The following is a 14,166-nucleotide window of genomic DNA, read 5'->3' as shown; positions in this document are numbered from 1 at the left end:
CAATTCGTGTGGGTGCTTGTGGAGTCAGACTGATAGTCAACAAGATTATCAGCATCACAAGTTACTCCGCGAGAAATCAAAGATGTAACCAACGATTGCTGAGCCAAGTTTAGGGTTTCTTAAAAACCCAAAGATGTTTGAACTGAAGAGTTTGATCATGGCTCAGATTGAACGCTGGCGGCAGGCCTAACACATGCAAGTCGAGCGGATGAAGGGAGCTTGCTCCTGAATTCAGCGGCGGACGGGTGAGTAATGCCTAGGAATCTGCCTGGTAGTGGGGGACAACGTTTCGAAAGGAACGCTAATACCGCATACGTCCTACGGGAGAAAGCAGGGGACCTTCGGGCCTTGCGCTATCAGATGAGCCTAGGTCGGATTAGCTAGTTGGTGAGGTAATGGCTCACCAAGGCGACGATCCGTAACTGGTCTGAGAGGATGATCAGTCACACTGGAACTGAGACACGGTCCAGACTCCTACGGGAGGCAGCAGTGGGGAATATTGGACAATGGGCGAAAGCCTGATCCAGCCATGCCGCGTGTGTGAAGAAGGTCTTCGGATTGTAAAGCACTTTAAGTTGGGAGGAAGGGTTGTAGATTAATACTCTGCAATTTTGACGTTACCGACAGAATAAGCACCGGCTAACTCTGTGCCAGCAGCCGCGGTAATACAGAGGGTGCAAGCGTTAATCGGAATTACTGGGCGTAAAGCGCGCGTAGGTGGTTCGTTAAGTTGGATGTGAAATCCCCGGGCTCAACCTGGGAACTGCATCCAAAACTGGCGAGCTAGAGTATGGTAGAGGGTGGTGGAATTTCCTGTGTAGCGGTGAAATGCGTAGATATAGGAAGGAACACCAGTGGCGAAGGCGACCACCTGGACTGATACTGACACTGAGGTGCGAAAGCGTGGGGAGCAAACAGGATTAGATACCCTGGTAGTCCACGCCGTAAACGATGTCAACTAGCCGTTGGGAGCCTTGAGCTCTTAGTGGCGCAGCTAACGCATTAAGTTGACCGCCTGGGGAGTACGGCCGCAAGGTTAAAACTCAAATGAATTGACGGGGGCCCGCACAAGCGGTGGAGCATGTGGTTTAATTCGAAGCAACGCGAAGAACCTTACCAGGCCTTGACATCCAATGAACTTTCCAGAGATGGATTGGTGCCTTCGGGAACATTGAGACAGGTGCTGCATGGCTGTCGTCAGCTCGTGTCGTGAGATGTTGGGTTAAGTCCCGTAACGAGCGCAACCCTTGTCCTTAGTTACCAGCACGTTATGGTGGGCACTCTAAGGAGACTGCCGGTGACAAACCGGAGGAAGGTGGGGATGACGTCAAGTCATCATGGCCCTTACGGCCTGGGCTACACACGTGCTACAATGGTCGGTACAAAGGGTTGCCAAGCCGCGAGGTGGAGCTAATCCCATAAAACCGATCGTAGTCCGGATCGCAGTCTGCAACTCGACTGCGTGAAGTCGGAATCGCTAGTAATCGCGAATCAGAATGTCGCGGTGAATACGTTCCCGGGCCTTGTACACACCGCCCGTCACACCATGGGAGTGGGTTGCACCAGAAGTAGCTAGTCTAACCTTCGGGAGGACGGTTACCACGGTGTGATTCATGACTGGGGTGAAGTCGTAACAAGGTAGCCGTAGGGGAACCTGCGGCTGGATCACCTCCTTAATCGACGACATCAGCTGCTCCATAAGTTCCCACACGAATTGCTTGATTCATTGAAGAAGACGAAAGAAGCAGCCCGAAATTGGGTCTGTAGCTCAGTTGGTTAGAGCGCACCCCTGATAAGGGTGAGGTCGGCAGTTCGAATCTGCCCAGACCCACCAATTTTGTGTGGGAAACGCCTGTAGAAATACGGGGCCATAGCTCAGCTGGGAGAGCGCCTGCCTTGCACGCAGGAGGTCAGCGGTTCGATCCCGCTTGGCTCCACCACTACTGCTTCTGAAGTAAGAGCTTAGAAATGAGCATTCCATCGAGTTGATGGTGAATGTTGATTTCTAGTCTTTGACTGGTTCGTTCTTTAAAAATTTGGGTATGTGATAGAAAGATAGACTGAAAGCCACTTTCACTGGTGGTGATCAGGCTAAGGTAAAATTTGTGAGTTCTCTTAATTGAGAAATTCGAATTTTCGGCGAATGTCGTCTTCACAGTATAACCAGATTGCTTGGGGTTATATGGTCAAGTGAAGAAGCGCATACGGTGGATGCCTTGGCAGTCAGAGGCGATGAAAGACGTGGTAGCCTGCGAAAAGCTTCGGGGAGTCGGCAAACAGACTTTGATCCGGAGATGTCTGAATGGGGGAACCCAGCCATCATAAGATGGTTATCTTGTACTGAATACATAGGTGCAAGAGGCGAACCAGGGGAACTGAAACATCTAAGTACCCTGAGGAAAAGAAATCAACCGAGATTCCCTTAGTAGTGGCGAGCGAACGGGGACTAGCCCTTAAGTGGCTTTGAGATTAGCGGAACGCTCTGGAAAGTGCGGCCATAGTGGGTGATAGCCCTGTACGCGAAAGTCTCTTAGTCATGAAATCGAGTAGGACGGAGCACGAGAAACTTTGTCTGAATATGGGGGGACCATCCTCCAAGGCTAAATACTACTGACTGACCGATAGTGAACTAGTACCGTGAGGGAAAGGCGAAAAGAACCCCGGAGAGGGGAGTGAAATAGATCCTGAAACCGTATGCGTACAAGCAGTGGGAGCAGACTTTGTTCTGTGACTGCGTACCTTTTGTATAATGGGTCAGCGACTTATTTTCAGTGGCGAGCTTAACCGAATAGGGGAGGCGTAGCGAAAGCGAGTCTTAATAGGGCGTCTAGTCGCTGGGAATAGACCCGAAACCGGGCGATCTATCCATGGGCAGGTTGAAGGTTAGGTAACACTGACTGGAGGACCGAACCGACTACCGTTGAAAAGTTAGCGGATGACCTGTGGATCGGAGTGAAAGGCTAATCAAGCTCGGAGATAGCTGGTTCTCCTCGAAAGCTATTTAGGTAGCGCCTCATGTATCACTGTAGGGGGTAGAGCACTGTTTCGGCTAGGGGGTCATCCCGACTTACCAAACCGATGCAAACTCCGAATACCTACAAGTGCCGAGCATGGGAGACACACGGCGGGTGCTAACGTCCGTCGTGAAAAGGGAAACAACCCAGACCGTCAGCTAAGGTCCCAAAGTTATGGTTAAGTGGGAAACGATGTGGGAAGGCTTAGACAGCTAGGAGGTTGGCTTAGAAGCAGCCACCCTTTAAAGAAAGCGTAATAGCTCACTAGTCGAGTCGGCCTGCGCGGAAGATGTAACGGGGCTCAAACCATACACCGAAGCTACGGGTATCACGTAAGTGATGCGGTAGAGGAGCGTTCTGTAAGCCTGTGAAGGTGAGTTGAGAAGCTTGCTGGAGGTATCAGAAGTGCGAATGCTGACATGAGTAACGACAATGGGTGTGAAAAACACCCACGCCGAAAGACCAAGGTTTCCTGCGCAACGTTAATCGACGCAGGGTTAGTCGGTCCCTAAGGCGAGGCTGAAAAGCGTAGTCGATGGAAAACAGGTTAATATTCCTGTACTTCTGGTTATTGCGATGGAGGGACGGAGAAGGCTAGGCCAGCTTGGCGTTGGTTGTCCAAGTTTAAGGTGGTAGGCTGGAATCTTAGGTAAATCCGGGATTCCAAGGCCGAGAGCTGATGACGAGTTGCCTTTAGGCGACGAAGTGGTTGATGCCATGCTTCCAAGAAAAGCTTCTAAGCTTCAGATAACCAGGAACCGTACCCCAAACCGACACAGGTGGTTGGGTAGAGAATACCAAGGCGCTTGAGAGAACTCGGGTGAAGGAACTAGGCAAAATGGCACCGTAACTTCGGGAGAAGGTGCGCCGGTGAGGGTGAAGCACTTGCTGCGTAAGCCCACGCCGGTCGAAGATACCAGGCCGCTGCGACTGTTTATTAAAAACACAGCACTCTGCAAACACGAAAGTGGACGTATAGGGTGTGACGCCTGCCCGGTGCCGGAAGGTTAATTGATGGGGTTAGCTAACGCGAAGCTCTTGATCGAAGCCCCGGTAAACGGCGGCCGTAACTATAACGGTCCTAAGGTAGCGAAATTCCTTGTCGGGTAAGTTCCGACCTGCACGAATGGCGTAACGATGGCGGCGCTGTCTCCACCCGAGACTCAGTGAAATTGAAATCGCTGTGAAGATGCAGTGTATCCGCGGCTAGACGGAAAGACCCCGTGAACCTTTACTATAGCTTTGCACTGGACTTTGAATTTGCTTGTGTAGGATAGGTGGGAGGCTTTGAAGCGTGGACGCCAGTTCGCGTGGAGCCATCCTTGAAATACCACCCTGGCAACTTTGAGGTTCTAACTCAGGTCCGTTATCCGGATCGAGGACAGTGTATGGTGGGTAGTTTGACTGGGGCGGTCTCCTCCTAAAGAGTAACGGAGGAGTACGAAGGTGCGCTCAGACCGGTCGGAAATCGGTCGTAGAGTATAAAGGCAAAAGCGCGCTTGACTGCGAGACAGACACGTCGAGCAGGTACGAAAGTAGGTCTTAGTGATCCGGTGGTTCTGTATGGAAGGGCCATCGCTCAACGGATAAAAGGTACTCCGGGGATAACAGGCTGATACCGCCCAAGAGTTCATATCGACGGCGGTGTTTGGCACCTCGATGTCGGCTCATCACATCCTGGGGCTGAAGCCGGTCCCAAGGGTATGGCTGTTCGCCATTTAAAGTGGTACGCGAGCTGGGTTTAGAACGTCGTGAGACAGTTCGGTCCCTATCTGCCGTGGACGTTTGAGATTTGAGAGGGGCTGCTCCTAGTACGAGAGGACCGGAGTGGACGAACCTCTGGTGTTCCGGTTGTCACGCCAGTGGCATTGCCGGGTAGCTATGTTCGGGAAAGATAACCGCTGAAAGCATCTAAGCGGGAAACTTGCCTCAAGATGAGATCTCACTGGAACCTTGAGTTCCCTGAAGGGCCGTCGAAGACTACGACGTTGATAGGTTGGGTGTGTAAGCGCTGTGAGGCGTTGAGCTAACCAATACTAATTGCCCGTGAGGCTTGACCATATAACACCCAAGCAATCTGCAGACTCGAAAGAGGCCAGATTGCGGTGTGTGAAGACGCAATGAACCGAAAGTTCGATGCTCACAAAACACCGAAAGCTGTCACATACCCAATTTGCTGAAGCGAGGCCATCCGGCCACGACTCAGTACCCGAATTTCTTGACGACCATAGAGCGTTGGAACCACCTGATCCCATCCCGAACTCAGAAGTGAAACGATGCATCGCCGATGGTAGTGTGGGGTTTCCCCATGTGAGAGTAGGTCATCGTCAAGATTAAATTCCGAAACCCCAATTGCGAAAGCAGTTGGGGTTTTGTTTTGTCCGCAGGAAAGTTTTTGCTCGCGTCAGCGAACAAATTTGCACAGTTATTTTCGAATCAGAACACTAGAATAGATCCCAACTTTTTCGGAGCCAGAGCCCTTATGTCGGATTCGGTTGACGCCCCCGGGCTGTCAGATTTACCGCTGGATGACTTGGTGGCCTGCCATGAGTGCGATCTGCTGATGCGCAAGCCCAAGCTTGCTCACGGCGAAAAAGCCCTCTGCCCACGCTGCGGTTACGAACTATATGCTCACCGTCATAACGTGGTGCAGCGCAGCCTCGCCCTGGTCATTGCCGCGCTGTTGCTCTACGTGCCGGCGAACTTTTTACCCATCATGCAGCTCAATGTTCTCGGGCAATCGTCGCAGGACACGGTCTGGAGCGGTGTGATCGGTCTGTTCAACACCGATATGCGCGGTGTTTCGGTTGTCGTATTCCTTTGCAGCATGGCGATTCCACTGTTGAAACTGTTGTGTCAGTTGATCGTGTTGCTGACGATCCGTTTCAACATCGGACGCAGTTATGGCTTGCTGCTCTACCGCATTTATCACCACCTCAAAGACTGGGGCATGCTCGAGGTCTACCTCATGGGCGTCCTGGTCGCGATTGTCAAACTGGCGGACATGGCGGCTATCACCGTGGGCCTCGGTCTGGCGTGTTTCATCGGCTTGTTACTGGTTCAGGTCTGGCTCGAAGTGGTGATGTCGCCGCACCAGATCTGGCAGGCGTTATCAGGAGAAGATGCCCATGCGGGCGATTGATGCAGGCATTCTGATCTGTACCGAATGCCACGAACTGAACAGGCAGGAAACCGACAGCGATGTGCAGACCTGCACCCGATGCGGTGCGCTGGTCCACGCCCGGCGGCCCAATAGCCTCGCGCGAACCTGGGCGCTGCTGATCACGGCTGCGATTATCTACATCCCGGCCAACGTGCTGCCGATCATGACTGTCAGCTCTCTAGGGCAAGGTGATCCGAGCACGATCATGTCCGGCGTCATCCAGCTGGTGCAGCACGGCATGATTCCAATCGCCGCCGTGGTGTTCATCGCCAGTATCCTGGTGCCGACGTTCAAGCTGGTGGGCATCGCGTTGCTGCTGTTTTCTGTACAACGCCGCCAGCCATTGTCCGCCCGTCAACGGATCTGGATGTACCGTTTCATCGAGTTCATCGGCCGCTGGTCGATGCTCGATATTTTTGTGATCGCCATTCTGGTGGCGGTCGTCAACTTCGGCCGGCTTGCCAGCGTCGAAGCCAATCTTGGCGCCGTCGCCTTCGCCAGTGTGGTGATTCTGACGATGCTTGCCGCTGTCACTTTCGATCCCCGACTGATTTGGGATAACACGGAGTCGGACGCCGACCATGACTGATTTGCCTGTAGCGAAAACCCGACCGGCTTCGAACTGGTCTGCCATCTGGGTGTTGCCCCTGATCGCCCTGATTATCGGCGGTTGGCTCGGCTGGCGTGCCTACAACGAAACCGGCATCGAGATTCAGGTGCGTTTTGAAAGTGGTGAAGGCATTCAGGCCAACAAGACCGAAGTGGTCTACAAAGGCATGCCGGTCGGCAAGGTGAAAGCCCTCAAGCTCGATGATGAAGGCAACTCCAAAGGTGTCATCGCAACCATCGAGATGAACAAGGATGTCGATCAGTACCTGAAGACCAGCACCCGTTTCTGGCTGGTCAAACCGAGCGTGACCCTGGCCGGGATCACCGGTCTGGAAACCCTGGTATCGGGTAACTACGTGGCCATCAGTCCCGGCGAAGGCGAGCCGACCCGCAAGTTCAAGGCCCTGGCCGAAGAGCCGCCACTCTCGGATTCGAAGCCCGGTCTGCACCTGACGATCAAGGCCGATCGTCTGGGGTCGTTGAATCGCGGCAGCCCGGTGTTCTACAAGCAGATCAAAGTCGGTCAGATCAAAAGTTACGTGCTGTCGGAAGACCAGAGCACGGTCGAGCTCAAGGTTTTCATCGAACCGACCTACGCCAAACTGGTGCGCAAACACACCCGTTTCTGGAACGCCAGCGGCATCAGCATCGACGCCAACCTGTCCGGCGTGAAAGTGCGCAGCGAGTCCCTGGCCAGCATTGTCGCTGGCGGTATTGCCTTCGCCACCCCTGAGAACCGCAAGGACAGCCCGCCCACCGATCCGAGCCTGCCGTTTCGCCTTTACGAAGACTTCGACGCGGCCGCCGCCGGCATCCGTGTAAAGGTCAAACTCAGCGATTTCGAAGGCCTGCAGGCCGGGCGTACCCCGGTGATGTACAAGGGCATTCAGGTCGGTAACCTGAAAGCGCTGAAGATCGATCCGGACCTGTCCAGCGCCACCGCCGAGCTGACCCTTGATCCGCTGGCCGAAGATTATCTGGTCACCGGCACGCAATTCTGGGTGGTCAAGCCTTCGATCTCCCTGGCTGGCATCACCGGTCTGGAAGCGTTGGTAAAAGGTAACTACATCGCGGTCCGTCCGGGCGACAAGGGTGGTGCGCCACAACGTGAATTTGAAGCCCGGCCAAAAGCGCCGCCGCTGGATCTGCGCGCACCCGGCCTGCATCTGGTGCTGTTCACCGACACCCTCGGTTCGATCGACGTCGGCAGCCCGATTCTCTACAAGCAGGTCAAGGTCGGTTCGGTGCAGAGCTATCAGTTCTCCAAGACCCGCAAACAACTGGTGATCGGCGTCCACATCGAGAAGGAATACGAAAACCTGGTCAACGCCTCGACCCGGTTCTGGAACGTCAGCGGCGTCACGCTGACCGGCGGTTTGACCGGCGGCATTCAGGTCAAGAGTGAATCGCTGCAGACCCTGATGGCCGGCGGCATCGCCTTCGAAACGCCGCAAGCCAAGGCTCCACTGCAAAAACGCATTCCACGCTTCCGTCTGTTCGCCAATCATGATGAAGCGAATCAGAAAGGCGCAGTCGTCACCATCAAGGTCGATCGCGCGGACGGTCTGCGCAGCGGCACCCCGGTTCGCTTCAAGGGCCTGGACGTCGGCAAGATCGAAAGTGTCGACCTGACCGATGATCTGCAATCGGTGATCCTCACCGCGCGCATCACCGAAGTGCCGGAGAAGATTGCCCGGGTCGGTAGTCAGTTCTGGGTGGTCAAACCGGAGTTGGGGCTGATCAAGACCTCGAACCTGGAGACCCTGGTCACCGGCCAGTACATCGAAGTGCAACCGGCTGCCAAGAACCTCGGCCCGCAGAAGAACTTCGTGGCCCTGGCCAATCCGCCGGAAGTCACCAAGCAAGAGGCTGGCTTGAGTCTGGTACTGAGCGCTGCTCGTCGCGGTTCGCTCAAGCCGGGCGTTCCCGTGACTTACCGCGAGATCACCGTGGGCAAAGTCACCGGTTACGAACTGGGCCAGACAGCTGATCGCGTATTGGTGCATATCCTGATCGAACCGAAGTACGCGCCACTGGTGCGCAGCGGCAGTCGTTTCTGGAACACCAGCGGAGTCGGTTTCGACATCGGCTTGTTCAATGGTTTGACCGTACGCACCGAGTCGCTTGAAACAGCGATCCAGGGCGGCATCGCCTTCGCCACACCGGACGGCGAAAAGATGGGTAACCCGGCCCGCGCCGAACAGACCTTCCCGTTGTTCGACAAGTTCGAAGACGAGTGGCTGAACTGGGCACCGAAAATCCCCCTCGGTAAATAATCCGGGAAATATGGGGCGTCGTTGAGGACGCCTTCGCGGGCTTGCCAGCGAAGAGGCCCTGTCATTCAGCACAAAATTTCAAGACATAAAAAAAGGGCCGCGATCCAATGGATCGCGGCCCTTTTTTGTACCCGTCAGTTACGCATCAAACCGCATCCAGCTCCGGCTCGTCCGCTTCGACGTTGATCGTGGCCTTCACCACATCGTGGCGACGGATGTACTTCCAGTCCGCCTCGTCGATGTAGATCCCGGCCGGACCGCTGCCGCCTTCCAGGTCGATGGCGACACTGGCGCAGACCTGCGGCTTCACACTCGCCAGAATCGGCACGAAGCCCAGTTGCAGGCTGGTTTCCAGCAGCGCAGCCTGGTTCTTCTCGTCGATGTCCGCCGCCTCGTCGAGGTAGTACGGCAGACGCACACGACCGGCCAGGTCGCGGTCCATCAAGTGCAGCAACAAGTACATGTTGGTCAGCGCCTTGATGGTCATCGTGGTGCCGTTGGACGCCGCGCCGTCGATGTCGGTGTGGATCACCGGCTGGCCGTTGACCTTGGTGATCTCGAACGCCAGTTCGAACAAGTCCTTGAGGCCGAGCTGGTTGTGGTTCGCGGCCACCAGCCGCGCCAGGTATTCCTTGGCCTCTTCGTTCTTGTTGTCCTGTTCCGCACTTTGGCTCAGGTCGAACACCGACAGGGTTTCGCCTTCTTCGTACTGACCGGCGCTGTGGATGATCTGGTCGATGTGCTTGAGCGCTTCTTTGTTCGGCGCCAGCACGATGCGGAAGCTCTGCAGGTTGGACACCTGACGCTTGTTGATCTCGCGGTTGAACAGCGCCAGTTGGTGCTCGAGGCTGTCGTAGTCACTGCGGATATTGCGCAGGGTCCGTGCAATATCGGTCACGGCGGCACGACGGGCTTTGCCGAGGGTCAGGGCTTCGTCGGTACGGTGCGCGTAAGCGTTGATCAGCAGAGACAGGCGGCGTTCCATGTCGTCTTCGCTGTCGAACTTGGCCACGCCCTTCAGGCGTACCTGCGCGTACAGCGCTTCGATCTGGCCATCAGCGCGCAGCAGGCCTTGCCAGCTGTCCTGATAGTCGTTGAGCAGCGGCAGCAGGTTGTCCATCGAGTCGTCGACCGGATCCATGAACGGCGTGCCGAACGGCAGGTCTGCCGGCAGCAACTGACGGCGACGCAGGGCATCGTCGAGGGTGCGTTGCTTGGCTTCCATGTCGGCGATCTGCCGGCCGACCAGTTGCAGCTTGGCCGACAGTTGCTGGACGCGCTCGGTGAACGCATCACTGGAACGCTTGAGTTCGTCCTGCGCCGCTTCCATCTGCGCCAGTTGCTCCAGCTTGTCGCCTTCTTCGGCGCTCAGGGTCTGGGTACGACGGAAATCTTCCAGCGCTTTCTGCGCATCCAGTACCTGCTGGTACAGCGCTTCGGTCTGGGTCTTGCTCGCGGCGCGGTCGGCGGCCACGGCTTGTTGGGTCTTGAGTTGCTTGAGCTCTTTTTCCAGACGCTCTTTCTGGTCGCGCAACGCGGCACGGTCGGCCAGCGCTTGCAGGGCCGGCGGCTCGATGTGCGAGATGTCGATCGACAGGCCCGGCACTTCGAAACGCTCGCCCTTGAAGCCGTCGAGAATCAGCTCCACGGACTTCACCCACTCGCCGTTCTCATCGAGGGTGATGCCGTGCTCGCCCAGCGGCAAGCTGAACAGCGCGCTGTTGAACAGACGCATCAGGCGCTCGACATCCTGTTGCGAGAACTCTTCGCGCAGGCGGGCATAGCTGTTGTTGTCGGCGTGATCGAGTTGCTGCTTCACCGACTTCAGGCGTTTTTCCAGATCACGAAGACGTTCTTCGAGATCCTCGGCGCTGAATTGACGGGACTGCGCCAGCGCACCGGCCAGTTCGTCGTGAGCGTCCTTGGCCGCCAGCAGTTGCTGCTCCAGAACCTTGACGTCATCGACCAGCGCGAAGCGGTTCTTCAGAACGGACAATTCACCGAGCCAGCGCTGGATGCCGGAGATTTCCCGCTCCAGACGCATCAGTTCCTGAGTGCCACCGCGCTGATCGTTTTGCAGATCGTCCTGCTCGCGACGGTAGTGTTCGGCCTGAATCGTCAGCTCTTCCTTGCGCGCCGTGGCGTAGTCCGACCAGGTACCGAGCAGCGAGTCGAGCAACGGCGACAGGCGATGCAGTTTGCCGCGCAGCACGTCGCGCTGTTTCACGCCATTGGACAAGGCTTCGACCAACGGGCCGGCAGCTACCAGCGAGTTGTAGTCCTGTTCCATGCGACGCACGTCGCGGAAGGCTTCTTCGCACGCGGCGATGTAATCGACGCTGCCGGAACGCAGGCTGTGTTCGAAGGCATCGAGGAACAATTGCTTGAGCTTGGCTGCGGTGATTTCGCGCATGTGCAGCAGGTTGATGAACAGCGCGCGGAAGGTCTTCAGGCTCTGCTCGCTGGTGGAGCGCAGCGGAATCAGCGTCAAGTCGAGCGGGATCGACGTGTGACCGCCAACCAGCAAACGACGCAGTTCATCGGGCTTGAGTTCGTAAGCCTTCAGGCCTTCTTTCTCAAGGTTGCTGAACAGCTCTTTCTGCCGCAGGCAGGTGTCGTTTTTCTGGTAATGCGCCAGATCGAGCTTGCCGGCATAGGCAAAGAACTGGTGACCGAAACCGCCACCCGGGCCGCGACCGACCACGCCGATCACGTGCGGGCCGTGGGGCAGGTTCACTTCGACGAGGATGTAGCTGGTGTCGGAGGCAAAGTAGAAGCGCCGGGATTGTTCCAGGCTGTATTTGCCGAAACTCATGTCCGACATGCGCGCCAGGATCGGGAACTGCAAGGCGTTGATCGAGGCGGATTTGCCGAGGTTGTTCGCGCCATAGACCGACAGCGGTTCTTCCAGCGGGAACAGGCCGAGGCTGTAACCGGCGGTGTTCAAAAGGGCAAAGCGGCGGATGCCGTAGCGTTCCTGGCTCATGCGTCGGACTCCTGTTCTTCGGCAATGGCTCTGGCCAGTGCGTCTTCTTCGCTCTCTTCATCAAATTCGGAAAGATCGAGCGGATCGTCGGTGGCGAGGAATTTGGCCTCGGCGGCTTCGTCGATCAGCACCGGTGCCGGCAGCGGCAGGACGCTGTGCACGCTGGCCGCCAGATCGCGGTCCTGTTGAACCGACAGGCAGACGTCAAGGAAACGGTGCATCGGCGGCAGGAAACGGTACACGCCGTTTTCCTCGCTGGCGAAACCGAGCTGGGTCATGCGGCGCATGATTTTTTCTTCGAGCTCTTCAACGGTCTGCACTTCGGCCTGGATGAACAGGTCACGGTACTTCTCAAGCAGCGATGGCAGCTCTTCGCGGCCGAGGCTTCCGCCGTCGAGTACGGCGATCGGATCGCGGCCCTGATCGGCCAGATGCTCGACAAGGATGAAGGTGAACAGCGCCAGACGCTGAGCTGTCTTGTTCACCGCCGCCGCAGCCATGTCCGGCACGAAGTAGTAGAAACCACGGGTGTCGCACACCAGTTCAAAACCCAGTGCCTTGAACAGCGTGCGGTACTGGTCCTGGAAGTTCGACAGTTGCGCGTACAGCTCCGGGTCGCGGCGGCTGACGTGGTAACCCTTGAACAGCTCGCGGAAGATCGGCGCGAGTTGCGACAGTTCGGATAGATCAAGATGCATTGGGGATGCTCGCAGAATCCTCGGCGGCGGTGTCGCCGGCCGAGAGCAGGGCGAAGGAGCGCAGGCTGACCTGGTGCTCGTGAGTATGGTATTCGCGGCGTTCCAGACGCTCGCGCTTGAAGCGTTTTTCCCGCGAAAGGCGCGAGAACCAGTAAAGCAATTCGTCGGTCGCGCCGTCCGGTTCCTGCTCCAGCAGCCAGGTCATCAGGTCCGGCATCGGCAGGGATTCTTCGCAGCGGTCGACCATCTCGCGCACGGTGCGCGGTGCACGTGGGGCATCGCCGGTCTTTTGCGATTTGTGCGCCTTGGGGAAACGCGCCGGTTTCGGCTCGAAACGGGCCAGGGCGTAGACATAGGCTTCGACCTGACTGGCGCTGCCGAGAAAGGTGCTTTGCGGCCGGGTGAACAGCGGCATCGCGGCTTGTGGCACGGCGTCGATGCCTTTGCGGCGGATCGCGGCCAGCGCCAGCGCAGCACCACGGGTCACGGCGTTGTGCCGGCGCGCTTCTTCACGCAGCGGCAGCAGCAACTCGCGGGCGTGACGCAGGGTCAACTGGGCGCTGGTCTGCATTTCGAGGATGCGCGCGTGGGTGCGCAGCAGCATGTCGTCATCGACCAGATGGCCAAGGCGCTGCTGTTCGCTGAGCATCTTCAACAGCACGGTTTCGACCTTGCGCACGCCTTGCTCGAAAGCACCGTCGGCGTTCACCAGATCGATCATCGGCTCGACGTATTCGTCCCACGTCGCCAGTACTTCGGCATAACGCTGACGCAGCGGAATCTGCCGGTCGCTGGTCTTGGCCCGCTCGGCCACGGCCACCAGCGCCTGTTCGTCGTTGTCGAGTTTCTTCAGAACGTCGCGCACGCGCATGTCGAGCAGACGCAGCTGACGCGCCAGATCATTGCCGTCGCGGACGTCGAACGCGTCCTGGATATAACCGGCCAGACGCTCGAGGTGACGCAGATAGGCTTCGATCTCCAGGCACAGGCCCAGACGGTGCTCGCGGCGCAGGTAGGCGAGGAAGTCGTGAATCTGCGCATTGAGCTCGAAACGGTTCGGGCTTTTGGCCACGGGAACCAGAATGTCGAGGCGGATCCACACGTCGAGCAGGCTGGTGATGTCCTGCGGCGTGCTGTCCAGTTGCTGGGCGGCCAGTTGCGTGCGCAGTTCGTTGAGGCTCAGGGTGCCCTGGTCGAAGTGCTCGCACAGTGGCTCCAGAAGTGCCCAGTGTTCAGCGAGGGCGCGCAAGACGCGCTTGGGTTCGATCATCGGAATGGCCGGCTGGTTGGCGATTAAAAGCCGCGATTGTACTGCATCACGAAGGATGCGATTCACTCTCGGGACGGGCTGTCGCTTTTCTTTGCGTCAAGGTATCGGTCAAGACTATCGATCAACAGCGCGCGATCTTGAGCGAAGGGC

6 protein-coding genes, 2 tRNA genes and 3 rRNA genes are annotated in these 14,166 nt (G+C 57.0%); 8 read left to right on the top strand and 3 right to left on the bottom strand.

Annotation, left to right across the window (positions count from 1 at the left end):
• Positions 1–139: 139 nt before the first annotated feature.
• The 8 genes from QR290_RS24910 to QR290_RS24875 all read left to right on the top strand — a co-directional run bounded on the left by QR290_RS24910 (position 140) and on the right by QR290_RS24875 (position 9,062).
• Positions 140–1,676 (top strand): 16S ribosomal RNA (locus QR290_RS24910).
• A gap of 81 nt (positions 1,677–1,757) precedes the next feature.
• Positions 1,758–1,834 (top strand) — tRNA-Ile (locus QR290_RS24905).
• Between the two features lie 30 nt (positions 1,835–1,864).
• Positions 1,865–1,940, top strand: a tRNA-Ala gene (locus tag QR290_RS24900).
• Between the two features lie 244 nt (positions 1,941–2,184).
• Positions 2,185–5,075: ribosomal RNA gene (locus QR290_RS24895) — 23S ribosomal RNA — on the top strand.
• Between the two features lie 156 nt (positions 5,076–5,231).
• Positions 5,232–5,347 (top strand): 5S ribosomal RNA (rrf, locus tag QR290_RS24890).
• The 16S, 23S and 5S rRNA genes sit together here with 2 tRNA genes alongside, the layout of an rRNA operon.
• A gap of 149 nt (positions 5,348–5,496) precedes the next feature.
• Positions 5,497–6,156, top strand: coding sequence for a paraquat-inducible protein A (locus QR290_RS24885; RefSeq protein WP_007951772.1), 660 nt, complete (start codon positions 5,497–5,499; stop codon positions 6,154–6,156).
• On the top strand, positions 6,143–6,766 hold the full coding sequence (locus QR290_RS24880; RefSeq protein ID WP_115079215.1) for a paraquat-inducible protein A: 624 nt from the start codon (positions 6,143–6,145) through the stop codon (positions 6,764–6,766). Before QR290_RS24885 ends, QR290_RS24880 begins: the two co-directional genes overlap by 14 nt.
• Positions 6,759–9,062, top strand: a complete 2,304-nt coding sequence (locus tag QR290_RS24875) for a PqiB family protein (RefSeq protein ID WP_115079214.1) — start codon at positions 6,759–6,761, stop codon at positions 9,060–9,062. Before QR290_RS24880 ends, QR290_RS24875 begins: the two co-directional genes overlap by 8 nt.
• A gap of 145 nt (positions 9,063–9,207) precedes the next feature.
• Here the strand turns inward: QR290_RS24875 and mksF are convergent, their stop codons facing one another.
• From mksF to mksB, 3 genes are read right to left on the bottom strand one after another with little or no spacing between them, the layout of a single operon-like run.
• Positions 9,208–12,048, bottom strand: a complete 2,841-nt coding sequence (gene mksF / locus QR290_RS24870; RefSeq protein ID WP_282474796.1) for an Mks condensin complex protein MksF — start codon at positions 12,046–12,048, stop codon at positions 9,208–9,210.
• Positions 12,045–12,746, bottom strand: a complete 702-nt coding sequence (mksE, locus tag QR290_RS24865) for an Mks condensin complex protein MksE (RefSeq protein ID WP_102687511.1) — start codon at positions 12,744–12,746, stop codon at positions 12,045–12,047. Before mksE ends, mksF begins: the two co-directional genes overlap by 4 nt.
• A complete protein-coding gene (gene mksB, locus QR290_RS24860; protein WP_162803847.1) occupies positions 12,736–14,016 on the bottom strand; it encodes an Mks condensin complex protein MksB in 1,281 nt (426 codons plus the stop codon). Before mksB ends, mksE begins: the two co-directional genes overlap by 11 nt.
• Positions 14,017–14,166: the final 150 nt, after the last annotated feature.

The sequence above is a fragment of the Pseudomonas fluorescens genome, from assembly GCF_030344995.1.
Lineage (GTDB): Bacteria > Pseudomonadota > Gammaproteobacteria > Pseudomonadales > Pseudomonadaceae > Aquipseudomonas > Aquipseudomonas fluorescens_BF.
This window is presented reverse-complemented; position numbering and strand designations above follow the sequence as displayed.